Source organism: Flavobacterium procerum (genome assembly GCF_042431625.1).
Lineage (GTDB): Bacteria > Bacteroidota > Bacteroidia > Flavobacteriales > Flavobacteriaceae > Flavobacterium > Flavobacterium procerum.
The window spans coordinates 121,125-147,060 of sequence record NZ_JBHLYW010000008.1; the positions used below are offsets into that span (position 1 = coordinate 121,125).

Consider the following 25,936-nt stretch of genomic DNA (forward strand, 5'->3'; position numbering starts at 1 on the left):
TCCGAATCAAATTAAAAATTTGATTCGGACTTTTTTTCAACTATCACTTGAAACTTTGTGCCTTTGCCTCTTTGTACCTTTGCACCTTTTTCTAAAAAAATTTAATCTCTCGGCCTTCCTTTTCCACCTTTTTTGCCTTCAGCAAAGTTTCCGATTTTGTAAGCCAAAGAAAACATTACGTAACGTCTTAAAACTGTATTTTCCTCATCACGAATCGAGGTTGCAGAAATTGTTCTTGTAGCACTTAGATTTTGGTTTAACAAATCATAAACTTTAACCTTAGCATATAATTTTTTATTCAAAAACCCATAAGACAAACTTGTATTCCAAAGGAAGAAGTCTTTTTTGAATCCATCCGAAATATTTGAATTATATGTGTATCCGAAATCATTACCAAAAATTAAATTCTCTGGCCAATATGATGTTGTCTGCAAGTTAACTCTGTGTACAACATTTGAAGTTTTTCCCAGTAAATAATTTTCATATTTAGACTGATTGTATGATAAATTATACGATGGCGCAATTGTTAATACTTCTCCATAATCATAAGACATATATACTTTTGGAGTAATTCCGACAGATTTAGAATTGTATAAAATGTCATTGGTATATCCCTTATCAAACGAATAGTTTCCGCTTAAACCTACACCATATCGAATTGTGTGTGCATCTTTTTTAATCTGCTGATTCCAGTTTGCCCCTAGGGAAAGATTATAAACACCCGAAATATTGGTATAAGTAGTTTCCTTTTGACCACTTGCATTAAAGCTGGAAATAGAAACAATATCGTTATTATAATAGTCTCCTTTTGCATTAAAGCTATATCCTGAACGTGTTCTAAAATCGTAATTTCTAAACTGGAAATTGACACTGTTTTTTTCAATCGGACTTAAATCTGGATTTCCAACAATCGTATTCAAAGGATTATTTAGATTTACAATCGGCATTAACTGATTAGCCGAAGGTAATGCATTTGAATAATCATATTTGAATGATAAATTTTTAGAACGATTAAATTTGTATCGCAATAAAGCAGTCGCAAAAGGCAATGCATATCTTTTACTTAAATCTGTTGCAACATTTTGATAAAGCGAGTAATTTTCAAAATTTACGATTGAAGTTCGGCTGTCCAGATTTACAGTAAACTTATTTTTCTGCAAAGTAACTCCAACTTTTGGCGTAACCGAATTTTGAATTGAACTTGTATAATTACTAAATCTCGAATCATAATCAGTATATTCCTGAGTATCATCATTAAAATTATACGTTTTTTGATCATTACTGGTACTTTTCCAATCTAAATCGGCACCAATTCTAATTCTCAACGAATCGGTTATTGGTTCTGTATATTCAATATCTGCAGAGTAAGCGTCACTAATCGCTCTCTTTTTTACATTCTGATTCCTTAAATCATTTGGAGTATTACCTACGTAATAAATTGTCTCAGAAACATTCAAAGCATCAGAATCACTGTCTGTATTGTTGTTTGTGAAAACAAAACTTAAATTACGGGCTTTTCTATCAAAAGCTTTATTAAAGTTAATCGTGTTTGCAAAATTTGTGTTTGTACCGTCAGAAATTGAGCTTCCTTCACTTTTATTTAATTCATTTCCATTTTCATCTTCTGTAGAACTCGAAGATGATGAAATTCCATTTGTTCTGGATTGGCTTACTTTTGGCGCTACGACAATTCGAGTTTTAGGATCTAATTTGTACTCCAATTCAAAATTGGCATTATTACCTGTATTTTCATTTCTGGTTTTAGACTCGCTTTGTGTAATATTATTTCCTGTTGGCTGAAAAACAACTTCATTTGATTTACTATCGTTTTTATTGACTGTGTTCGAAAAATTATAACTTCCCATAGCCAACAATTTTTCAGTCCAGTCATCAGAATAATTAATCCCGACTAAATTAGATTGTGTAATTCCTCTTCCGCCTCCGCCAGAACTTGTACTTCCTCCTCTTCCGCCGCTATTTCGTCCACCGCCCATATTATCAAAAACATCATCCATAGAAAAACCGGTTGAATTGATATTATTAGAAGAAGCCAGCAAACTTATTTTCTGCTTATTATTAAAATAGTTCAAGTTTATATTTGCTTCATAACGATCATCGGTACCATAACCGCCCATGATTTTACCAAAATATCCTTTATTTTTCTTTTCGTCAATTGTAATATTGATACTTGAGAAATCTGAAGTTGATTCTTGTTTTGAAAGCTCCTCTTTTTTAGTTTTAAAATCAGAAACCTGAACTTTTTTAATAATATCAGCAGGAAGATTTTTGATTGCGATGGCTCCATCTTTATCAAAAAATGTTTTTCCGTTTACCAAAACCTGATTGACTTCTCTTCCGTTTACGGTAATTTTTCCGTCATTATCGACATCAAACCCCGGAAGCTGTTTAAGCAATGTTTCGACATTAGAATCTGGACGAACTTTATAAGAAGCCGCATTAAATTCTAAAGTATCTTTTTTGATTGTAATTGGTGCTGCTTCAGTCTTAATAACAACATCATTAAGAGCATTTACATTTTCTATTAAGTAGATTTTTCCAAAATCCTTACTTTCGGTAAGTCCTTTGTATTCTTCATAATAGGTCTGATATCCCATGTAATTCACTTTTAAAAATACAGGTTTATCAAATTTTTTGATGTTCATTCTAAAAGCACCATTTTTGTCTGTAGTAGCATATTCAATTACGGTAGAATCTTTTACAGTAGTAAAATAAACGGTTGCAAGTTCCAGTGGTAATTGCGTATTGACATCGAGGATTGTTCCTTTAACAGTAATATCGTTTTGGGCATTTGCCGAATAAACAAAAACTAAAAACAATAAAAATGAATAAAATCTGGTCATAAATTTAGGTTAGTTAGATTGGTAAGACTTAGAAAAATGCAAAAGGTTTAATTGTGCTTTTTACATTTATCCAAATATGATGCCAATAAAAAAATCAATACTGCACTTATGTAGCCGCAAGGCATAAAAAAATCCCCTATTTCCTGGGGACTTTTTATTCTTATTTTTTCTCTAATATAAACAATTTACATTGATTGATTATTAGTTAGTAATAATTGCAAGGCACAAATAAGGTACATTTTGCACAGAATCTTAATTGTTCTTTAAAATCTTACATTTGAAAAGTGGTCGAATAACTAAATAGTTATGGTATTTCTCGTTCTTAAATAGTTTTTTTTAGATTAAATTAACCCATTCTTTACATTTACCAAATCATACCAAATACAAAAAACAACTTTCTATTAACCCAATCGTCTAAAACTGTTTTTGATAGCTGTTTGCTGGGGTTCTATTTTCTTGCAATGTATTTCTGATTAGGATGATTGTCTGAATACATTTTAGTTAATTTTTCGTTGGCAATCATCTTTGGTAGAATATCATTTTTTAGATACTTTTCAGTTTTATTAATTTCAGAAGCTATTTGAGCCACTGATTTATATTCCAAACTACATACTCCAATTATTTCTTTTTCAAGTTCATCATATTTAACTCTTTTTTGTTTTCTATTACTATCCATACTATTTGTTGTACTGTCCATATTATTTGTTGAACTGTCCAGATTACGTATAGAAGTATCCAGCTTACCTGTAGATGTAGGTATCTGGGGGCTTGAACTATCCAGATTACGCCACGAACTATCCAGATTAACTTCATAACTATCCATATTATTCTCATAGTTTAACCGATAGGTTGTCCATCTACTCTTGTTTTCTGAAACCAAATAATTGTTTTTACATAGTTCTTGAAGCATTTTAGTAATGTCTGTCTTGTGCTTATCAACTAAGTACTGAAGTCTAATATTTGTAATATCTCCTTCGATATGACAAACAGCAAGAGCTGTCAACTCATCTTTACCTAAAGTTTCCACATTATCACCAAACATATGTTTTAGATCACTTAAAGTTTCTTCGGGGATGATACTAAACATTGGCATCTCTAGAATAATTCTATCGGGTTCATTTTCTGTAACAACGTAAGGTCTTCTCCAATGTGAAGAACTCCATCCAGAAAGAATTTTATTAACACCGCTTCCCGCCTTTTCTGCACTTCCCATCATTAAAAACATCTTTTGCAAATTAGTGTTTCTACATTGACTAATACCACCTTTATAAAACTGAGTTAAAGTAACTAACAAAGTACCTGGATTAGTGAATGTAAAAGAATTTGGATAACTTTTTATAATAATACTTCCTGGAGCGCTATAGTCTGAATGTATTAATGCATTAACAAATGCTTCTCTGAGTGCTGTATGAGCCGGCGTATCTTCTAATCTTTGTCCTTTATTAAGTTGAAAAGGCTTTGGCAATCTTGATGAAAGCTTAGGATAAACTAACTTGTAAAATTGAAATAAATTACTTTCCCATGTTCCATCGGGATAAACCCTGTCAGTCCATCTAGTGTCTTCATTTTCAGATAAAATCTCTCTATATTCTGGGAAGAATTTTGGGCAACATTCTTCATCCACAATACTAACAGATTTTCCGAACATTAGCATTCCTGCTAATGTAAATCCTTCCTTTTGGGATTTTCTATCTTTTCTATAGCCTCCAATATATTCAAGAAATTCCATATCATTTAATGAAATCCATGGATGAGAAGGTCTAAGTGTTGCGAAAATCTGTCTATATTGCTTTAGAGAATTTGAATCTATATCATCCATTAGATAACCTTCTAGAATTCTACTATCAGGACTAAATGAGAGATCAGCATCGGCCAACATTCTACGAACCTCTTCATCTTTACATTGATAATCTCCTTCATAATTTCTTTTGTATGTATTACTAAAAGGATTGGGAGTAAGATGTATAGGTTTTTGTTTTCTTTCAGCTGGTGGAATATTAAAACAAAGAACTATATTTCCTCCGAGGTTATATTCTCGAACATCACTATTTTTTAAGATATTAGCAGATACGCTTTGTGGGTTATTAACACTATTCCAAAACTCTTTTTGATATTTGATCAGTTGATCTTTGCTTAAACCATCAAAATAGAATTTCCCATTTTTTTCCTTAACTCCGAGTACAATTATCCCTCCATTTGTGTTTGCGAAAGACGAATATGTTTTCCAAAAGTCTTTAGGAAAACCACCTGCAGCTGATTTAAATTCTACTTCGTCGGATTCTGTGTCTGGGAAAACATCAGCTTGAATCAAATATAAGGATTCATTTAAGATATCAAAAAGTTCTAACTGCTTTGCCATAATAAAATTTTAGTCTTAAAAAAGTCAAATTTACAACTTTAATTTTGGGTTAATGTTTCGAATCTGCGAAAGAATTACAGCCAACTTATTTAGAGTTTGCCAAAATCTTACAAACCATAACGATAGAATTAGATAAAATGAAACATTATTGAGATGTAATGGAGAGTCATTTGAGGCACAATTAAGGCGCATTATACAAACCAAAGGTGCATTAAACTTAAACACCCTAAAAACAAGGACATAAAAAAACCCTCTAAATTCAAATGATTTAAAGGGCTTTGTGTGTATTTAATGTACCTATTTTAACAAACTATTTTTCTCTTATATAAATGTCAATCGGAACTCCTGAAAAATCCCAATTTTCTCTGATTTTATTCTCTAAATAACGCTTATAAGGCTCTTTTACATACTGTGGCATATTGGCAAAAAATACAAACTGTGGCACCGCTGTAGGCAATTGCATACAGTATTTAATTTTTACATATTTCCCTTTTGTAGCCGGCGGCGGATAAGCCTCGATTACTTTCAGCATATATTCATTAAACTTAGAAGTCGGAATTCTTTGTTTTCTGTTTTCAAAAACCTGAACCGTCGCTTCCAATGCTTTCAACAAACGTTGTTTTGTTAGAGCCGAAACGAACAAAATTGGCACATCTGTAAAAGGCATTAATTCTTTTTTGATTTTCTCTTCGTAATCACGAGTAGACATGGTGTCTTTTTCTACCAAATCCCATTTGTTTACCAAGATCACAACCCCTTTTCTATTCTTTTCAGCCAACCAGAAAATACTCTGATCCTGACCTTCAAATCCTCGGGTTGCGTCGATAACCAAAATACAGATGTCGGCATGCTCAATCGCACGTACAGAACGCATTACTGAGTAAAATTCTAAATCTTCTTTTACTTTTGCTTTACGGCGAATACCAGCAGTATCAACCAAATTAAATTCGAAACCAAAACGGTCAAATTTAGTATCAATAGCATCACGAGTTGTTCCCGCAATATCAGTTACAATATAACGATCTTTACCAATCAAGGCGTTGATAAAACTAGATTTTCCCGCATTCGGACGACCTACAACAGCAAAACGAGGCAAATCTTCTTTTACCTCAACTTCTGGTTTCTCCGGAAACGCATCAATTAAAGCATCTAACAAATCTCCAGTACCGCTTCCAGAAATACTTGCGAAAGTAAAATAATCTCCTAATCCAAGGTTATAAAACTCAATCGCATCTTTTTCACGCATTGCATTATCTACCTTATTTACAGCCAATAAAACTGGTTTTGTTACTTTACGAAGCAATTTTGCAACGGTTTCATCCATTGGCGTGATTCCTTCTTCAACATCAACCACAAAAATAATAACATCGGCTTCGTCGATAGCAAGTTCTACTTGTTTACGGATTTCACCTTCAAATACGTCATCACTTCCGCGTACGTATCCACCGGTATCAATTACAGAAAACTCTTTTCCGTTCCACTCGCTTTTACCATAGTTTCTATCACGGGTAACCCCAGATACTGAATCTACAATAGCTTCTCTTCTTTGTATCAGCCTATTAAAAAGGGTTGATTTCCCCACATTAGGTCTTCCTACTATCGCAACAATGTTATTACTCATTTTTTTGGATTTTAGATTTCAGATTTCAGATTTTAGATTTTTAGTTTCCTAAAAAGCTAATCACTTGTAATCCAAAATGCTTTATTTAAATTTTTTGCAAAGGTATGTAAAAAAGTCGCTAAGTTGCTAAGATTCTAAGTACCTAAGTTTTTTATTGTTATTTTCAGGAGCAATTTCCAGCTATCCGCTCTATCTTTTCCTGGCTAAAGGAGCCAGAAAAAGGATGCCGCTCCTATCTGGGCTAGGGTTTTAAGGTTTAAAGAATGTTTACTTTTATTCTTTTCTCAACCATCCCAACAATCTTTCATTACCTATTTTATAATTCCCGTCTTGTTCTTTCAAATCAAAAATTTCTCTCGAACTGCCGAAAGGCCCAGGATTCTGCTGTATAATTTCGATTTCATTTTCAGAAACGTTAGAAATTATAGCCACATGCCCGAATCTATTGAGTAATGAGCCTGAAAAAATAACTAAATCTCCAACTTTTGGTTTTGATTTACTTGGATTTTTATATTGAATTAATCCTCTGCTTTTGTTCAAATTGCCATCTTCTATTTTAGAATCAAAAAAATCTTTTGCATGACCATAAGCATCTGGCATTTTATGATTATAATGTTCGTAATAATATCGTTTTACAAATTCAACACATTGATATTTCAGTCCTAAATTGTAATTGTCTTTTGTAACGTTTCTTCCTTCAATATTATCGACACCGCCATTGTAATAAACCTTTACACCGTTTAAACTGTCTAGTGCCTGACCAATTTTATAGTCTGAATTTAAGTTTATTTTTTTTACGATTTTTATTCCGGCGTAGCCCAAAACTAAAACTGAAATGATTAGCAACGTAATCTTTTTAACCTTCATTAATTCCCTAGTAGTTTAATTGCACTTTTCATAAATATATTGCGCTCTTGCCCCTATTCTGTAGGAACTAAAAGCACCTTTGTTTGATAATTTTAAGGCAAACCCATCGTTTTCATTGGAGTTGTAAAAAATGATTTCCCGAATTTTTATTTTATCTGAAATAACATTTATTGGACCAATTTTATAATTACTAAATGGAAACGGCTCATCGCCAAAATCGCAGTAAGTCAATTCTTTTTTATCAAAATCGATGTAAGCTTTGTTCTCCAAATCACAAAATCTTCTGTTATTTAGGATAAATTCGTTTACCAGTTCTTCGGTATCAAATGGTATAAATTCCTTTTCCTTATCTATATACAAAACATCATCGACAGTATCCTGTGTAATCCCAACTAAGTGTTTACTGTTTTTATAAATACTAAAATACAATGTAAGTACTGTTGTTTTGTCTAACGACATTACATCTGCCCTGTAATTGCATTTCTGCTCCAGTTGACGAAATGGCTTTTTATCTTCATTAGTACGATTACTATAAGTATCTTCAAAATCATCGAGATTAAATTTATTTTTATAATCGACATAAAAGAAGCCTGTTTTCTCAAATTCACCATCTCCAAGATATTTCGGAAATTTTTCAAAAACTATATTATCATAAATTTTAAAATCAAACCATTCAATCCAATCATCAATTCCGTCAGGAAAACTTAAAATAGGATAATATCCATCTCTAAGAAATACGGCTAATCCATCTTCTTTATTAATAAACCTATTAATATTAGCTGCTTTATTGGTCTGAAACTGTTTGATAAATTCCTTCAAAAATAATTTCACTTCTGCATCTGAACAGGCTGTGACATCAAAGGATGAGACTGAATCTACTTTTGTAGCTATTTCTTGCTTTTTCTTAACAGGAACAGATTTTACAACATCTTCCTTTGGTTTAAAGAAAAATGCTAAACCCACAATAAGTATTAGTCCACAACAAATTGGTATGGAATACTTAGATGAAATCTGCATAATTATAATGTGAGTTTTGAAAATCTATTGATTATAACCGAATCGTTTTAGCATATTGGCGTTACTTCTCCAGTTTTTATTCACTTTTACATACAGTTCGATGTGAATTTGTTTCCCGAAGAATTTTTCCAAATCGGCACGGGCATCAGTTCCTACTTTCTTTAAAGCGGCACCTTTGTGTCCAATGATAATCCCTTTCTGCGTATCGCGTTCTACCATAATCACAGAACGGATTCTGATGATTTTTTCATCTTCGTGAAATTCTTCTGTAACGATTTCTACAGCATATGGAATTTCTTTGCTGTAATTCAACAAGATTTTTTCTCGAATCGTTTCGTTTACAAAAAAACGTTCTGGTTTGTCTGTTAATTGGTCTTTGGGATAATAAGCTGGAGATTCTGGCAATAAATCGATAATTCTTCCAAAAACTTCTGGTACGTTAAAATTCTGCAAAGCCGAAATTGGAAAAATTTCTGCATTTGGCACTTTTTCTTTCCAAAAAGAAACTTGTTGTTCTAATTGTTCCTGATTTGAATTATCGATTTTGTTTAAAAGCAACAAAACAGGTATTTTAGCATGAATGATTTTATTAAAGAAAGCTTCGTCTTTAAGGTCCTGCTCACCTATTTCGACCATATAAATTAAAATATCAGCATCTTCAAAAGCCGATTTTACGAAGTTCATCATCGATTCCTGCATTTCGTAGGCCGGCTTGATGATTCCTGGAGTATCGGATAAAACTAGCTGAAAGTCTTCTCCGTTTACGATTCCAAGAATTCTATGACGAGTGGTCTGTGCTTTTGATGTAATGATTGACAATCTTTCTCCGACGAAAGCGTTCATCAGCGTTGATTTTCCAACATTTGGATTTCCGATAATATTTACGAACCCTGCTTTATGTGACATTTTGAGTATAATTTATTCTGCAAAGGTAGTCATATCAAGTTAATAGAGAAAATAAAACATTTTTTAAAATTTTCGTTGTTTTTCTCAAAAATGGGCGTATCTTTGCACCCGAAACATCGCGGGATAGAGCAGTAGGCAGCTCGTCGGGCTCATAACCCGAAGGTCACAGGTTCGAGTCCTGTTCCCGCTACACAGACAAAAAGCTTCAGATTTCTCTGAAGCTTTTTCATTTTTACCCTTTTTGTGATTCTCCTTGCTTGGGGCACAGATTACAAATCATAAGTGTTCGAAACCTAATTTTTTGATTTTAAAACAGAATTAAAGAGACAGAATTTGATTTGTTTTTTTATGCAAAAGAATCAATTCTTGTGAAAATACGTTTCAAATTTTCCGCTAATTTCATGTTTCGAACACTTATGATTACAAATCTGCGCGTTGTCTACATATCGGAGCAATCGGATTTTTTTATCTATTTCTCCCTTTAACCCATTTAAAACTATCAAATGTCTGTTGTACATAATATTCCGCTCTTTTAAAAGTATCTAAATTAATTGTTATATGATGTTGTGTTCCATCAGAAATTGTATATGTTAGATTATCATTGTATAAAGTTGATAAAACTAACATTAGACTTTCAATATTTTTTTCATTTTGCCCTTTCCCTCTCATTCTATCTTCTATATGTTGCCAAGAATGCCTTATATCTATTATGTGAGGGAATTCATTGTCAAATTCATCTTTAAGAATAATTAATTTTTCTCTAACATCATCAGGAATAAAAGGTGTTTTATTCTGTTTAGTCATTACAAAAATAGTATTGGCAATTTTGACTATTGCATCTAGAAAAGAATGAGCATATATAAATAGAAGCCTTTGAAATTGATCTAAAGGTATTTCGTCAATTGGTTTTCTATTTTTAATATCTTCTAGAGTTATTTTAGAATTAAACTCTTTTGTATTTTCGTACATACTTAAAGCAAGTGAAGCGTCTTCTAAGAATTTTTTGATTGGTTCTAAAAGTTGATCATAAACATCTCTTCCAATACTAAAATACTCATCAAGCTTTTCTTTACTAGTTTCTAGTATAATTTCATTAAAAAACTTACTTTCATCAATAATTTGAGGATTTACAGTTCCATAATATTTGTCTAGTATCTTATCAATTTCTTCGGTTTTTAGAATAATTGTTTGGGCTATTAATGTTAATTGAATATTTAGTTTTGGTGAATGATAAATATTAAAATTCATATACTTTATATTTTAATTTAATGATTTTTAGTTGATTCTGAGGTAAACTACCAAATAACGTCCTCGCGCTACACGCAAGCTGGAATTAAGAAAGTCTAAACTTTCGGTTAAAAACTATTTTTCAAATACAAGACCATCTTCAAATTAAGCCAATTGCCCAGCTTGCTTGTAGCGTGTGTTGTATACTGTTTTTTTTTAAGCTTCTGCATTAAATTGAATGTCGTAATATTCGTTGGTGTCAAAGTTTAACTTGAACGAAAACAAACAAGATCCTCCACCATGACCTTGTTTTAGTGTTTTTCTGAAATCGGAATACTTAGCAATTTCATCACAAACTAAAGCTACATAAATTTCTTTTTCACCTTTAATATTTTTGATAACAAGATAGCGTCTAATATATTCTGTCTTTTTAAGTATGAAATCTTCTTTTTTATAATTTTCTTCTGGATGTCTTTTTGAAATTTCTTTGAACTTTTCAATTTGGATGGGATTTTGTTTTTCGATAATCTTATCAATTGCAAACTCTATCTTATCTAAATCTTCTTTGTTTAGATATGAATTTGTCCCAGTTTTGAATACCATTTTGCAATCAAGATTAGCAGAATCGTATTTAATTATTGAAACTCTTGAAGTGTCTATTTTTAAATTAGATTTTAACTCTGAAGGTTTTTTGTTTTTTGAACAAGAATTCAGAATAATCAAAATAAAAAATATTACAACTTTTAACTTCATATTCTTTAGCGTTAATGTGATTTAAAATAGCATACAACTAGTTTATATGTGTGACAAAATCACACAAAGCAATTTAAATTTGGAAGATATGTGTGCTAAATTCACACATTACTTTCAAATCTATATCTTTTTTTACTACAAATTATCAAAAAGACTTTTAATTTGATTGATGATCTTTACCAATTACGTGAGGGGTTATGCAAACAAAACCAGAAGAAAAAATCAATATGCACATTTTAAAATATTATATAATCTTCAATAATCTGGTTAGGTAATTGAATGCTTCCACCAACTAAGACGAAGCTCCATAGAGATTGAAGCTTTTTTTACTTACTTACCTTTTGAACATCTCGTCTTATTCACGAACGTCACGAACGTGACAATTGCGCTAAAGGAACGGGTTCTTAAATGCTACTTTCGAATTCTTATTCCTTGTTCTTGTAAATTTAATAATGCTAGAGTTTCTGACATATCTTTTCCTTTAGAAGAACAAAACTCTATCAAATCATATTCTATTGCATGTAGAATACTTTCAGCTTTGTCTGAAATATCTTTAATTTTATTAAGCAATTCCTCTTTTATGTTTCCAGCATTGAAATCTTCTTCGTTTCCAATGATAGTTTTGTGAACCAACCAATTCCTTTGTTGTAAAAAAGCTTTTAGTTCATCTTGCAATAACAAACTATATAGTTCCTCTTTAATTCCAATTTTAATAGCCTTGCCTAGAGTATAACTTTGGTTTTGTTGTAAAAATTCATCCGCTCGCTCTTTTGTTTCTGTGGGATTCATTTTAAGAGTAATTGAATAACTCAACGCTTGTTCAACCATTTGGACTTTGAATACAGCTTCTCCAACAAAACAATATAAATTAATTTCATTGTTGTTGGCTGGTATTTTTGTAGCATTTTTTTTCATAACTGGAGCTTTGTTTTGATTAGAATCAGCAATTATCTATTTTGCTATTTATTTAATCAAAGATACCTCTTTAGTACGCAGTATTTTTGTGCACTAAAAAATTTAATTTCTCATGGATATACGTAACCAATCATGTAGATTTGTAATCCGTGCTTCTAAAACAGATCTTAATAGATTAAATTTAGTCCTATTATTCCTTTGCTAACAAAGACAAGAATTGAAAATTATCTTCAAAAGAGTTTTCAATATATTTAGGATGCAAGTGCAATAATCATAATATAATCCTCAATAAACTGGTTAGATATTTGAATGCTTCCCGCTACTAAGTAAAAGCTTCAGATTTCTCTGAAGCTTTTGTTATATAAGATTTTCAAAAACAATGTTTGATTTGGATTGCTGGTGCGAAGTCTGAGACATTAGCACAGCTATTCGCAAAATTCTTCAAGGAGCAGATTCTGCTTGTACTTCTAAAACGACTTTCTTATAAAGCCTTTAAAAAAGTCACTAGTTTTATACCAAACGAATTTAAAAACTCGCATAAATAAGTCCTATTTTATCCATTATTAAGCTTTTGGAACCTTTTCTAATTTTTCTTGACTGAATTTTGGACTAAATAATTCAAATCATTTTTTTATGAAAAAAAACCATGTACTGCTTATCATTTTACTTGCCTTTTATTCTGTCAATGCTCAAAATGAAAGCGAACCAAATCAGAAGAAAAACGAATTAAAATTAAATTTAGTAATGCCCTTAATTGGAACTTTCGAGGCTACTTATGAAAGAATTCTAACCAATAAATCATCTATAGGCGTTACAGGTTTATATGTATATGATGAAAAATCAAATGAAGATATGAATTATTCCATTTCTCCCTATTACAGAAGATATTTTGGCAAAAAAAAGGCATCAGGTTGGTTTGTGGAAGGATTTGGAATGCTAACTTCTATTGATGGCAAAAAAATATATGCTTCTGAAGATCATTCAATTTACACTGAAAACCCAGATGTTATTCTTTTTGCTCTAGGCGGAGGCGGAGGCTGGAAATGGGTCAGTAAAAGCGGATTTCTTTTTGAAGCACATCTTGCTTATGGAGGGCTATTATTCGATGTAAAGAAAACAGATCATACGAATGTGCAAACATTTGGATTGATTGCGGGATATAGGTTTTAACAAACTGGAGAGAAAGAAATATAAATATTAATAAAGTTTATCATTAAATTCAAAAGAGAATTCAAATATTGAGGCAACTTCATAAAAATCCGATATAATCTGGTTAAATATTTGAATGCTTACCACTACAGAGAAAAGCAGAAAACCTGATAAATTTAATTTATCAGGTTTTTTTTTAATTTTTCCTAATTATTTGAGACGTAATTGGCTCTCCTCTCTCTGTAAAAACATCATCGGCATAGTAGTTTATGAATTGCATAGGAAGCCCAACACCAGTTGAACGAGATGCCGTTGTCTGCAAATGATAATGCAAATGCGGTCCCGTAGAGTTACCGCTGTTTCCCGCCTGACCTACCATTTGGCCGCGTACTACATTGTCGCCAACTGCCACTATTATAGAATTCTTCTTAAAATGCACCATACAGGAATACTCTCCATTTAAATGGTCAATAACTATATAGTTTCCCCAGGCCTGTTTTTCATTGAGTATTCCAGGAACATTGTCTTCTATATTGTTTACAACGGTTACTATTTTTCCGTCTCCTGGCGCATTTAAGCGTTTACCAAAACAATAATAATCTTCATTTTTGGTTCCGTCTCCTGTATTCCCTCTTCTGTTTATTACTTGAACGATATCGAGCGCATATCTTTGATGACGATGAGGCGCAAAATGGTGATTTTCTTCTAATGATTTTCCTCCCGCGGTTATGTACCATTCGTCATCAAAAGGCAGTTCCAGTACTGTTTTTGTTTTGTAATTCAGATAAATATCTTCGTCGTACTTACCTTCATCACCAATCAACATATCTGCACATGATGTTAATGAAAAAACCGCCACAACAATAAAAGTGTAAATTGTAAATTTGATAATTTTCATAATTAAAATTTGTAGTTAATTCCTAGATTAAGTTGATGTTGTAATTCTCGATAAGCAGCTGGCGCCTGAAGTCTGGAGTAATTAAAATTATACTTTGCCTTTACGTCCATATATTTTGAAAGTTTGTAACCATATTCCAAATCCCATAACACACTTTGATAGTTATCTAAGGCATAAAATTTAGCTGCAGCACTGGTAACTCTAAACAGCGCAATAGGAATGAAAACTTTTGATGCTAAATATTGTTTTTCACTTAATTGATAACTCAGCTTACTTGCAATTCCAAACTCTTGATGAACAGTAAAATAATCTCCATCATTATAAGTTAAATTTTTATTAGTGTAAATCGATACATTGGTCTGCGATTGCAATCCTAAATTTAGAGCAAGTCTATCGTCGCGATAAATCTTTTTGAGATAGGAAAATCCCATTCCTGCTTTCGTATATTCATTATTCAATCTGGGTGATACGTCCGTTTTTAATTCTGCATTAAGATAATCTAGTTCAACTTCAAATAGATTTTTATTTTTACTCGTTCGTGTATAGTCTAGTTTATACACTGGCCCATTATACTCATACATTGCCACGGGAGCAAATTCGAGATTTTTTAAAAATCCAAAATTATGTCCGACCGAGAACTCTAATTGATTCTTTTTTTCAGTAGTTTGTGATTGAACCGATACCGCAGATAAAACTGCAGTAGTAAACAGGAGCCGATTTAATTTCATATAAAATGATTAAGTTGATTTATAACAGCAAACCTATATCAAATAAAAAACGGCAAAGTCCGAAAACCTCAAAAATGAAGAAATCCGAACTTATTTAGCGCTATTACGAAAGCTGTTCGGTGTCATTCCAGTCGATTTTTTGAAAGCGGCATGAAAGGTTGTCTTTGAGGTAAAGCCCGATTCTAAACCTATGGCGAGCAAACTGTAATTTTCATAGTCCGAATCGAGAATCATTTTTTTTACGGCTTCTACCCGATAGTTATTTATGTAATTGGCAAAGTTGTCTCCTGTAATCGCATTAATGAGTTGCGAAACATATCCAGGACTTATCCCTAACTGTTCTGCTACTTTTTCTCTGTTTAGATTACTGTCTGTATAAATCTGATGTTCTTTACAAAGAAGTTCCAACCTCTTAAAATAAGGATTGTCTTTCGTAAAGAGTTCCAAAGCATTTGTATCATTTTCTTTATTAAGAATCACTTCTTCGATAGATGCTTCATCAACTAACAAAATCTTTTTATTCAATAATTCTTCAATTCCCGCTTTATTATCAGCTAGTCTATATCTGAACACACCATAATAAGCTGTACAATGAATTAAAAAAGTAGCAAACAAAGCAAGAATCTGCATAACATAGGAAACATCATATTCAAAAAACAGCGCTATCAAAATAGCCATTATCCAGGAAAGCATCAGCAAATAAACCAAAAACCATAAAAAAGTAATCCATTTCTTTTCCTGCTTATCTTTTGAAAATTTAATGAACCTGAAAGTGTAGACAGCCATAAAGGGCATAAATATCAGAATAATGTAAAAATCAAAATTTCTTAAAGTTTCTAAAATGATTTTAAGGAAAGTCGGAATTGTAAAAATGTGCGCAACAGCATCACAATCATAAAAGACATTTGAAATGGCCGAATAGAGAAACGGAATATACAACCATAGATTTTTTTTGGAATTCCTAATGGGGTGGTTTACCTGATGTATAACAAACATAAAAACAAAAACCGGAAAAATAAATGCCCATTCTACATCATCAAGAAAATGCAGAAAAGGCATACTGCTGTAAAGATCAACTATTTCAAAAACAAGATTTGCAATAAGAAGAGACAGAGTAAATATTGCATAAGCCAAATATTTGTTTGCATTGCTTTTAAATAATGGTGATTTTAAAATAATTGCTCCAAGAACTATTCCTTGAAAAATTGCTGTGTTAAAAAATATTGTAAAGATCAATCTATATAGTAATTATTTAGTTACGTCTTTTCTTTTGTTTTCTTTAGGTTATTACCTATATTTTATTTGACGAAACTATACTTAATTCATTTTATTTACTGTTAAAGTAATTACAATTAAAACTAAATGAAAAGACAATTAATACGATCTGAATTACAAATTATCATGCTTTAATTCTGTAGAAATCTCAAGCTTTTTTTTAAAATTCTAAAAAACAAAAAAATGCGCAAAGTTCAATAAGAAATTTGCGCAGCTTTTTATAAAAACACTTTGGAGAACACTACCAAATCGTTATCCTGTCTTTCTTCGGCAAGAACATTTTATCTCCAGTTTTCACATTAAATGCATCGTAAAAAGGTGTTGTATTCATTAGAGGGCCATTCACACGCCAATTTGGTGGAGAATGCGGATTATTGTTAATCCATAAACGCAGAAACTCGTCTTTCATTTTTACTCTCCATATTTTGGCTATCGAAATAAAGAAGCGTTGGTCTGGAGTAAAACCGTCGATTTTTTCGTTTCCTTGCCCTTGTTGGGTCATTTTAAAAGCATCATAAGCAACTGCTATTCCGGCAATATCTGCCGTATTTTCGCCAACTGTCATCGCACCGTTAATATGCAGGTCGCCTAAAACGGTATAAGTGCTGTACAAATCGATAACCTGCTGTATTCTTGACTTAAATTGTGCATAATCCTCTTTTGTCCACCAGTTTTTCAAGTTTCCATTCTTATCATATTGAGCGCCCTGATCATCAAAAGTATGCGTTATTTCGTGGCCTATCACCATTCCAATACCGCCATAATTAAGGGCATCATCTGCATTATTGTCAAAATAGGGAGCTTGCAAAATACCTGCAGGAAAAACAATTTCATTTGCTGTAGGATTATTGTATGCCGTAACAGTTGGAACCGTAGTATACCAATGTGATTTATCGACTGGCTTATTCAATTTTGCTAATTCAAATTGATAGGAAGCTGCAGAGGCCGAAACTATATTCTCAAAATAGGTATTCCTAGCTATGTTTACACTGCTATAATCTCTCCATTTATCTGGATATCCAATTTTCTTAGTCATTGCAGCCAATTTTTCTTTCGCTTTTTGCTTGGTAATATTGCTCATCCATTCCAACTTATCAATTCTTTTGGCATATGCTATTTGCAGATTATTCACCAGCGTCAGCATGCGTTTTTTGGCATCTTCTGGAAAATATTTCTTTACGTACAATTCGCCCAACGCTTCGCCTAAATAAGTATCTACTACATTCGCCATTTTTTCGCCACGCGATTTTTGAACCGCTTGACCAGAAAGCACTTTCGTATAAGCAAATAAGGCATCTACAAAAGGTTTGCTTAAATCATCTGCATATCTTTCTAAAGAATTTGCTTTCAGGTAAACTTTCCAATCGTTAACAGGAATGGTCTTTAAAAGCTTATTCAGCGCATCATAATAGGCTGGCTGGCTGACATTAATAGAATCTGTTTTTGCGCCTAAATTATTCAATAAAGTATTCCATCCAATATTGGGATGTCTTTTTACAAGATTTGTCACAGCCATTTTATTATAATTTGCCTGTACATCTCTAAGGTCAACTTTTGTTTTATGCGAAGCCGCTAGTTGTTTATCTATATCGTAAACCAAATCAGCATTCTTTTTAGCTTCATTGGCATTACTTCCTGTTAGTTGAAACAATGTGGCAAGATATTTTTTGTACGATTGCTGTATACCCACAGTAGATGGATCTGATTTAAAATAATAATCTCTGTCTGGCAAACCTATACCTGTTTGAGAAATGTGAGCAATGTTCATACTGCTGTTTTTATCATCAGGCCACACTCCAAAACCTATAATAGAAGAATTCTCTACCTTCATTTCATTGCCAACGAAATTCATTAAAGAAGGTAAGTCATTAATTGCATCAATTTTAGCCAATAAAGGCTTGATAGGCTCATAACCGCGTTTGTCAATGGTTACAGTATCCATACCTGAAGCGTAAAAATCACCTACTTTTTGCGCTATGCTTCCTGCTGTATTTTTGCTTTTAGAAATACTGTCTAATATTCCTTGCAGGCGTATTCTTTGTGGGAAATTCATAAACATATAAGCACCCACTCCACTTTGAGATGCAGGTATTGATACAGAATCGTACCATTTACCATTTACATATTTAAAAAAATCATTTCCAGGCCGCAATGTGGAATCGATTCCTGTGATGACAACACTTTTTTTTTCTTGATGCTTTGAGCATGCTGTAAAAGTTAAAAATGCAATAAAGAGCATTAATGAATTTTTCATAAGCTAGACTTTTTCTATTAAAATGAACCTAAAACGTTTGAAAACAAAAGACTTAAAATTTATGTTGTGCCATAATTTTCAGCATAACAATATACGAATTCAATTTTTAATTCTAATTTCCTTGTAGGAATAATAATGGTTTCAGAGAAATCTGAAGTAATTTATGGGAACAGAAATACAGTTGCCTTACTCTCTCTTCTTTGTCCAGTATGTTCTTAGTACTAAATCAAACGGTTTCCATTCTCCAAAATAATCTTTGTCTCTATAATATAAATAAAAGTTGTCAGAAAGTGATTTATTACACGTAATTTCAAGTTCAATTGTAGTCCAGGAGCCGCCTACATTTCTCAAAATGAACTTTTCGTTTGGATATTTTTTCTTAATCTCCTTTTCAATTGATTTGAAAATTTTCCCGTCTTCGTCTAAGCAATCTTTTGTTCCTTCTTTGCATTTGTAGGTAAACCTAAAACTGCCCTCATATGCTGCCCAAATTGGTCTAGGCGCCATTATTAGTGTCGTGTCATTGAGTATACTTTCTCTGAATTGTCTTGCCTCCTGAATTGTCGTGAAAGAATGATTTTCGCCATATGGCTTTTTTAGTTTTCCATAAAATTGCCTTAATAAATTAGAGTCAAAATAAAAGTAATCTTTGTCTGTTACAATTTCTTTACATTTCAAGTTAATTAAAAATGATTCCAGAATTTCCCCCTGCCTGCAAACTAAAATATCGTAATGATATCCACAAGCATACTTTTTTCCTGGTTTTTTAAATACCCAATCCTTTTTAAACCTGTTTAATACAGCAATGTCATCTGTATAAAATTCGCCTATACTGTCTCTTAGCGAATTTTCATCGCTTTCAGAAAAAGTCCCGAGAATATAATATCCTTTCTTATTAAAATCATAGTCCTTTAAAAGTTGAGTCTGTGCAAAAGACGAAACCGTTAAGAGTAGAAATGCAATCTGTAGTAATATTGTCTTCATAAAATTGGATGTTAACGTCTAGCGACTATAGCTGACTTGTATTTTTAATAAACTTAATTTTTGCTTTTATCTTTTTGCAAAATAACAATTAAATAGTAATTCTTTTTTCTTTACAAGAGCCTTTTCAATGTCAACATCATTAAGTTCAATTTTCTGATTTGCAACACACTTCAAATACAAAGTCATTTTTATTCAAACCAATATCTCATTACCATATCAGAGTTTACGTTTTGGTTTCTTATTTTGGCTGGTTTCCATCCTGTTGTCTTGATAATTTTATTCAATTCTCTTTCAAAATACTTTTCAAATTTATGATTTGATTTATTATCAAAAACAAACCCAAAGTAAGTGATTTTGGCACTTCCATGTTTATCTACATAGAATGAAACATTAACAAAAGCAGATACATCAGAATTTAATTTTTTTACATACCCTTTAGGGTAAATAATTGCATTATCAATTTCCTTTTGCATTACTTCACTATATTCATCAGCGCTATCTTCTTTGTCATTTGGATAATTTGGTCTTGTATCACATTGAGCATAATACATGGTATCATTAATATGTTTGCTTACGTATTTTTGATCTGCAATATTCAACAATGAATCTATAAACTTCTCTCCATATTTGTGATTGATTTTTTCTTCCATTAACTCACAATAACAATGTTCTGTCTGATTTTCATAGACAATACAAGAAGAACCTTCATTTCTAAAATCAATATTATTTTCTTTAAGAATTTCAATTAATTCTTTTTCATAGCGTAAATACCTATTAATAATATTTCCCGAATAATTACAGTAAGTCAACTTTCCTTTTTCTAAATCTTTTTTTGCTTTAGCTATGTCGTTCAAACAAGTTGTATCAGATTGCGAAACAAACTCGAAAAACGACCCTTTCGGTTTACTTTCAAACCTGCATGAAGTTAAAGTTATACATAAAAATATAAAAAAAAATATCTTCATAATTTGTTGTTGTTGTTGTTGTTGTTGTTGTTGTTGTGCCTACGCCACTACGCTTAATCTTTCTATTTATTTTGAAATTGTAGTGGGAATTTACAAAATTCCCGATTACTATGCTTCTTTAATCAGTATTCTTAGGCTTATTCAGCTTTAGTTGGTTGTTATCATTATCGTGTTTCTACCTTTTTACTCTTATTTTATGATGAGACAAAAAATAAACTTCAGAGAAATTTGGAGCTTTTTTCGTTTATTAAAAAGAGTTTTTAGAAAAAACATTCCGAATGAAACTTTAAAAAACGCAATCACTTTAAAAGAATATTCTTTCAAAATAAAAAAATCTTTACTTTTTCTAAAAAATTATCACGCAATAAAAAATCACTTCAACCATTCTTTAAAGACAAAACAATCATTTATTAATCAAACAAATACAACATCAACAACTCATTTTACACTCCAACAATCATTGCCTAAAATGCTTTTTCTTAAGAAATTCTAAAAAAGTTTTTTCTAAATTCCTTTGTGTATTCCAAAAATAATTGCACTTTTGCACCCGCAATAACAAAGCAGGTCCGTTCGTCTATCGGTTAGGACGCCAGGTTTTCATCCTGGTAAGGGGGGTTCGATTCCCCCACGGACTACAAACACAAAGCTTCAGAGTAATCTGAAGCTTTTTTTTGATTCTACATTAAAGAAAAAATATTCCATCCGCAGAAAATCGACGAAATCACCATCAAAATTTGGGACGCCTTTTTTAAATAGCCAGCTTCTTTAGATTTAAAAAAGATAAATGTGGCTATTGCAAACTGAAATATTGTAATTACAGTTAACAGAAAAGCATTTTGCAGAAATTCGGGAAACAGGTTAAGATAAGCCGTCTTGGTCTCTTCAAAATTGGTGTACTTCGTACATACATAAATCCACCAACTCATATTCAAAACACCAGTTGCAAAAAACAACAAGCCAATACTATAAATAAACGATTTGTATTTAGATTTCATAATCATTCGAATTAGATGTTAGAAAACCTCAAAACTGCACAATTTTGTGACAGTAATGAGGCCCGCTAAAAATTATACTGCAGATTCAAATTGCTTAAGGTCTCGGGTGTTTTTTTGCACAGCCAAAGCAGAAAACAATCCTAAGACAAATGACATTCCGAAGAAGCCTTTTTCGCTTAAGAGCAAATCGGCATTCCATAGACCAATTATCAGCAATACTATAGAAGCAATTGTACTAAACCAACTTATGCTGTAATATAAATCGGTTACGGGTATTCCTTCTAACTTATCTCTAACGCTTTTTTGTACTGATATGACAGAGAATAAACCAAAAAGAAGAATTGTAAAATAATATCCTTTTTCGTTATAAGCCATTCCTGAATTATAAAGACCGATACAATAGGAAGTCATCCCGATGATCAACGTCATCCAAGAAGCACCAACGAAAGCGGCACTTGGCTTTAAAGGATATGCAGTATTAAATCTTGCATTTTTTGATTCTGAATTGTTGTTTGATTCATTTGATTTTAGCGGTTCCATAATTTTTTATGTTTTTAGAATTATGAGACAAATGTCAGAATGAAACAGGAGCTGTCAAAATCAATTTATTCAAAAAACTGACGATATAAATATCAATTTTACTATTTTTACTTTACTAAAAAGATCCTTTATGAATGCACTTCACGAATTATCCAACATAATGAACGAAAATGATAAAAAAGCATTTATACAGTATTTGTCTAAAAAAAACAAGCGTAAAGACGTTGGCAATATAGCATTATTCAATTCTTTAGAAACTGACGATATAAAACAGAAAAATAATAACAAAAAAGACAAAAAAAGTGCAGATGCGTATCATGCGCTTAGAAAAAGACTTTACGATAACCTGATTGGCTTCATGGCTAATCGAAGTTTTGAAAACGATACTTCTCAAGAAAATGCAATACTTCGACTTATCGTCGTGAGCCGTTTATTTTTTGAACATAAACTTGAAAAGACCGCTTTTAAATGCCTGGCAAAAGCCGAAGAGATTGCGATTGGAATCGAGCATTTTAGCCTTCTCAACGAAATATACAGGACTCAGATACAATTTGCTCATTTTAATCTGTCTCAACCCATTGAAAAAATAATTCAAAAGTTCAAGACCAATAAAAAACAGCTCGAATACGAAGAACAGCTGAATCTGGGTTATGCAGTTCTGCGCCGTGAACTTACGGCAATTTATCATGAAGGCCGAATAGTCGATTTTCAAGCGCTTATCAAAAATACTATTGAAACGCACGGAATATCATTAAAACAGGGCCTAACCTTTAAATCGCTCTATCAAATATTATTTATTGCCAATGAATATGCTTCTATAAACAACAATTATTCGGCGATACAGCCTTTTGTGGTCAAAAGCTATCGGTTTATAAGCAAGAAAGCCGATCTGACCGACAAACATTTATATTACCACATCTACATACTTTATTTTATAGCCAATTTTTACTTTCGAAATGGGGCGTTTACGGAGTCGTTAGTTTATCTAAACTCGATGGCTTCAGAAATGCAGAAACAGTCCGGAAAATACTATCAGCGTTTCTGTTTGAGGTATCTTTTACTGTTGGCTTTCAATGAAAATTATCTTGGAAATCCTCAAAAAGCAATAGAAATCACCGAAAAAACTTTAAACTCAAATAAAAAATCAGATGCAGGAGACAGCAATGACATTCGTCTTATGCTTATTGTTTTTTACATACAGCAAGATGCCGCACGCAATGCCACAAAAGAAATGGCAAAACTAAACCACACAGACAGCTGGTACGAAAAAAAAATGAGCATGGACTGGACTATAAAAAAATGTCTTGTCGAAATTTTACTAAATGTACAGCAGGAAAATACAGAACTGGCTTTGTCTCGAATAAAAAGTTTTAAAAGACGTTACAAAAAATACCTTCTAACGGTAAATGAGGAACGTGTTGTACAATACCTCTCATTTGTAGAGCAATACGCAATGAAACCTGAAATTGTACAAACGCTAAAATTCCAAATAGCAATAGAAGATTTTATAATTACAGCACAAAACGGTCCGAAGGATATTTTAATCATGAGCTTTTTGGCTTGGCTGCTTGCAGAATCAAGACAAAAGCCTCTCTACGAAACAACCTTAAATCTTTTACAGACTTATTTTCCTTTCTCAGATTCAATACAATAGATTATTCTTCAGCAAAAACTGTTTCATCATTTAAAACGGCTCCATCATTCCCATCGACTTTTATGGTTCTTATGCCTTCTACAGTGGCTATTTCTATTAAATAATGACAATTCTTTAGAACATAGAAAGTCGTGTCGGAGAATCTGTTTACAACTAATGATTTGTAATTGTCATCGTTAATTAAATCTATCTGAAGCTCTTTTTTAAACATTCCGATCAAATCTTTTACAGCAAAATCAAATCCTTCATCATTATTTTTCTCATTTACTAAATTGCCGTTTTCATCATAGGTTTTCCAAATTCCAATTGGCATTCCATAGAAATAAAAAAAATCGCTGACCAGCATATTGGTGGTTTTGCTGTAAACAAGAACACTTTTGAAAGCGTAATTGTCAAAACTTAGTTCTTTTTTGTAAAAATTGTCTTCCGCATACAGCCTAACAATGGTATCTCCAAGCAAATATTCGTACAAATTGCCTTTTTTATTGCTGTTGAAAAGTGCCAAATCGAACTTTTCTGAAGTTTTTTTACTGATTTCCTCAGGATTAATTGTTTTTTGATTATCACAACCTATGAAACAAAACATTAGAAGTATCACAACAGTTTTATTCATTTCGTTTAATATTATTTATGCGTGCTGTTAAATTTCATAATTTCTTACAAACCACAAAGAAAGCAAATATTTTTTTTAGGACGATTTAATGATTTAATAACCCGATTTTCAGGGCATCCGATTTCATATTCCTATTATGTTTTGCTAAATTTGCACACTCAAATTTAATTTTTCACTTCACATACTTTAAATTGATAATGACCGTTTTAAGGCTTATCAAATTTTATTAATACCACAATTAAAAATAATGCTTAAAAAAAACAAACCCCAAGTTCTAATTTTTATTCTTTTAAATTTAATTTTTTCCATTAATTCGTTTTCTCAAAAAAGTGTTTATGCTGGAATCGAAATCGGGCGAAGAGCCATTAAAATTTCTGTTATAGACGTAAATAATATCAAAAAAGCAGACTACAAAATTCTTTCTTTTGCTACAGACAGGATTAACTTTGCTGAGCATATAGCCGCTAAAGGTGAACTGCCTCAGGAAGACATCAACAAAATCAGCGCTGTAGTTGTAGACCAGCTAAAGAGAATTAGAGAAGAATTCAAGATTCTTGAAGAAAATATCATTATCGTTGCTGCTCCTGTTTTTGCATCTGCACGAAATATTGACGCTTTGAGAAACAGAATTACAACACTTACCAACAAAAGCTTTGAAGTTATGAATGTTGACGAAGAAGCTAAAATATTGGTAAAAGGCGCTATTCCGCCAGTTGATTACGCTAGTGCTCTTTTGCTTGATATTGGCGCACAAACTACCAAAGGGGGCTATATAGATGAGCCAGACAATAAGCTTGAATTTATTCCGCTTGAACTTGATTTTGGAACAATGACCCTTACCGATGCTGTACAGAAAACGGTTGTAAATCAGAGTCAGGTTAATGATATGTCAACTTTTCAAGAAAAGTCTTTTAATTACAATGAAATCTTGCGTAAGAAGATCAAAGAAATGCTAGACTCTAATCCGCTTTTAGCGAAAAAAGACAAAATCTATTTATCAGGAGGAGCTGTATGGGCATTTTCGACTTTGTATTACAACGAAAATGTTAAAGAGCATTATGTGACTTTAACTCTGGAAGATGTTATCAACTACGATGCGATTCTTAAAAACAATTTCAGCAAGTACAATTCGCTTGCAAAAAACAACAAAGAAGCTGCAAGAGTTTTAAGCACTTACGACCAGAAATACCTTATTTCGGCAAACAGCATCTTGCTTTCTCTTTTAGAAGGCATTCCGAACTTAGCATCAAAGAAAGTTTACTTTGTAAAAGAAGGACAGGTTACTTGGTTGATTTCGCACATTGCAGATCGTTCTAAAAAAGTAAATACTAATTTCTAATTATCGATAGAAAACA

Annotated in this window: 21 protein-coding genes and 2 tRNA genes; 5 read left to right on the forward strand and 18 right to left on the reverse strand. The window is 32.0% G+C overall.

The features are described 5' to 3' along the window. Positions 1 to 101: 101 nt before the first annotated feature. The 6 genes from ACFFLS_RS09775 to era form a co-directional block, all read right to left on the reverse strand. The gene (locus ACFFLS_RS09775; protein ID WP_379685204.1) at positions 102 to 2,861 is read right to left on the reverse strand and encodes an outer membrane beta-barrel protein; all 2,760 of its coding nucleotides are present in this window, start codon (positions 2,859 to 2,861) and stop codon (positions 102 to 104) included. Positions 2,862 to 3,309: 448 nt separating this feature from the next. Then, complete coding sequence (locus ACFFLS_RS09780) at positions 3,310 to 5,220, reverse strand: RNA/DNA-binding domain-containing protein (protein WP_379685202.1); 1,911 nt, start codon at positions 5,218 to 5,220, stop codon at positions 3,310 to 3,312. Positions 5,221 to 5,530: 310 nt separating this feature from the next. Beyond that, entirely contained in the window at positions 5,531 to 6,841 is a 1,311-nt protein-coding gene (gene der / locus ACFFLS_RS09785) for a ribosome biogenesis GTPase Der (protein WP_379685200.1), read from the reverse strand. Between the two features lie 273 nt (positions 6,842 to 7,114). Next, positions 7,115 to 7,708: a CHAP domain-containing protein gene (locus tag ACFFLS_RS09790; RefSeq protein WP_379685199.1), complete on the reverse strand. Its 594-nt coding sequence runs from the start codon at positions 7,706 to 7,708 to the stop codon at positions 7,115 to 7,117. 15 nt (positions 7,709 to 7,723) lie between these two features. Next, the gene (locus ACFFLS_RS09795; protein WP_379685197.1) at positions 7,724 to 8,725 is read right to left on the reverse strand and encodes a hypothetical protein; all 1,002 of its coding nucleotides are present in this window, start codon (positions 8,723 to 8,725) and stop codon (positions 7,724 to 7,726) included. Between the two features lie 24 nt (positions 8,726 to 8,749). Beyond that, positions 8,750 to 9,631 (reverse strand): GTPase Era, encoded by an 882-nt coding sequence (era, locus tag ACFFLS_RS09800; protein WP_379685195.1) that lies wholly within the window; start codon positions 9,629 to 9,631, stop codon positions 8,750 to 8,752. Positions 9,632 to 9,748: 117 nt separating this feature from the next. Between era and ACFFLS_RS09805 the strand changes: the two genes are divergently transcribed. Beyond that, positions 9,749 to 9,821, forward strand: a tRNA-Met gene (locus ACFFLS_RS09805). Positions 9,822 to 10,096: 275 nt separating this feature from the next. On the opposite strand, the gene ACFFLS_RS09810 is transcribed toward ACFFLS_RS09805, so the two are convergent. The 3 genes from ACFFLS_RS09810 to ACFFLS_RS09820 all read right to left on the reverse strand — a co-directional run bounded on the left by ACFFLS_RS09810 (position 10,097) and on the right by ACFFLS_RS09820 (position 12,526). Continuing rightward, complete coding sequence (locus ACFFLS_RS09810) at positions 10,097 to 10,879, reverse strand: hypothetical protein (RefSeq protein WP_379685193.1); 783 nt, start codon at positions 10,877 to 10,879, stop codon at positions 10,097 to 10,099. Between the two features lie 195 nt (positions 10,880 to 11,074). Continuing rightward, entirely contained in the window at positions 11,075 to 11,611 is a 537-nt protein-coding gene (locus ACFFLS_RS09815) for a hypothetical protein (protein ID WP_379685191.1), read from the reverse strand. A gap of 411 nt (positions 11,612 to 12,022) precedes the next feature. Next, positions 12,023 to 12,526 (reverse strand): hypothetical protein, encoded by a 504-nt coding sequence (locus tag ACFFLS_RS09820; RefSeq protein ID WP_379685189.1) that lies wholly within the window; start codon positions 12,524 to 12,526, stop codon positions 12,023 to 12,025. A 633-nt stretch (positions 12,527 to 13,159) separates the two neighbouring features. Between ACFFLS_RS09820 and ACFFLS_RS09825 the strand changes: the two genes are divergently transcribed. Continuing rightward, complete coding sequence (locus ACFFLS_RS09825; RefSeq protein ID WP_379685187.1) at positions 13,160 to 13,696, forward strand: DUF3575 domain-containing protein; 537 nt, start codon at positions 13,160 to 13,162, stop codon at positions 13,694 to 13,696. Between the two features lie 175 nt (positions 13,697 to 13,871). Here ACFFLS_RS09825 and ACFFLS_RS09830 read toward each other — a convergent pair whose 3' ends face one another. From ACFFLS_RS09830 to ACFFLS_RS09855, 6 genes are all read right to left on the reverse strand, one after another. Next, positions 13,872 to 14,573: a M23 family metallopeptidase gene (locus ACFFLS_RS09830; RefSeq protein ID WP_379685186.1), complete on the reverse strand. Its 702-nt coding sequence runs from the start codon at positions 14,571 to 14,573 to the stop codon at positions 13,872 to 13,874. 2 nt (positions 14,574 to 14,575) lie between these two features. Beyond that, entirely contained in the window at positions 14,576 to 15,301 is a 726-nt protein-coding gene (locus ACFFLS_RS09835) for a hypothetical protein (protein WP_379685185.1), read from the reverse strand. 90 nt (positions 15,302 to 15,391) lie between these two features. Beyond that, the gene (locus tag ACFFLS_RS09840; protein ID WP_379685183.1) at positions 15,392 to 16,537 is read right to left on the reverse strand and encodes a helix-turn-helix domain-containing protein; all 1,146 of its coding nucleotides are present in this window, start codon (positions 16,535 to 16,537) and stop codon (positions 15,392 to 15,394) included. 280 nt (positions 16,538 to 16,817) lie between these two features. Next, the gene (locus ACFFLS_RS09845; protein WP_379685181.1) at positions 16,818 to 18,830 is read right to left on the reverse strand and encodes a M13 family metallopeptidase; all 2,013 of its coding nucleotides are present in this window, start codon (positions 18,828 to 18,830) and stop codon (positions 16,818 to 16,820) included. A gap of 186 nt (positions 18,831 to 19,016) precedes the next feature. Next, the gene (locus ACFFLS_RS09850; protein ID WP_379685180.1) at positions 19,017 to 19,814 is read right to left on the reverse strand and encodes a hypothetical protein; all 798 of its coding nucleotides are present in this window, start codon (positions 19,812 to 19,814) and stop codon (positions 19,017 to 19,019) included. A gap of 188 nt (positions 19,815 to 20,002) precedes the next feature. After that, positions 20,003 to 20,779: a hypothetical protein gene (locus ACFFLS_RS09855; RefSeq protein WP_379689337.1), complete on the reverse strand. Its 777-nt coding sequence runs from the start codon at positions 20,777 to 20,779 to the stop codon at positions 20,003 to 20,005. 563 nt (positions 20,780 to 21,342) lie between these two features. Here ACFFLS_RS09855 and ACFFLS_RS09860 point away from each other — a divergent pair. Beyond that, positions 21,343 to 21,414, forward strand: a tRNA-Glu gene (locus ACFFLS_RS09860). A 42-nt stretch (positions 21,415 to 21,456) separates the two neighbouring features. On the opposite strand, the gene ACFFLS_RS09865 is transcribed toward ACFFLS_RS09860, so the two are convergent. After that, complete coding sequence (locus ACFFLS_RS09865) at positions 21,457 to 21,774, reverse strand: hypothetical protein (RefSeq protein ID WP_379685176.1); 318 nt, start codon at positions 21,772 to 21,774, stop codon at positions 21,457 to 21,459. Between the two features lie 72 nt (positions 21,775 to 21,846). Then, the gene (gene yiaA / locus ACFFLS_RS09870) at positions 21,847 to 22,314 is read right to left on the reverse strand and encodes an inner membrane protein YiaA (protein ID WP_379685174.1); all 468 of its coding nucleotides are present in this window, start codon (positions 22,312 to 22,314) and stop codon (positions 21,847 to 21,849) included. Positions 22,315 to 22,444: 130 nt separating this feature from the next. Here yiaA and ACFFLS_RS09875 point away from each other — a divergent pair, with 130 nt between their 5' ends. After that, complete coding sequence (locus ACFFLS_RS09875) at positions 22,445 to 23,968, forward strand: hypothetical protein (RefSeq protein ID WP_379685172.1); 1,524 nt, start codon at positions 22,445 to 22,447, stop codon at positions 23,966 to 23,968. Position 23,969: 1 nt separating this feature from the next. Here ACFFLS_RS09875 and ACFFLS_RS09880 read toward each other — a convergent pair whose 3' ends face one another. Continuing rightward, positions 23,970 to 24,581 carry a hypothetical protein gene (locus ACFFLS_RS09880; RefSeq protein ID WP_379685170.1) on the reverse strand — a complete coding sequence of 204 codons (612 nt, stop codon included), beginning with the start codon at positions 24,579 to 24,581 and terminating at the stop codon, positions 23,970 to 23,972. Positions 24,582 to 24,828: 247 nt separating this feature from the next. Between ACFFLS_RS09880 and ACFFLS_RS09885 the strand changes: the two genes are divergently transcribed. Then, a complete protein-coding gene (locus ACFFLS_RS09885) occupies positions 24,829 to 25,920 on the forward strand; it encodes a Ppx/GppA phosphatase family protein (protein WP_379685168.1) in 1,092 nt (363 codons plus the stop codon). The last annotated feature ends 16 nt before the right edge of the window (positions 25,921 to 25,936 follow it).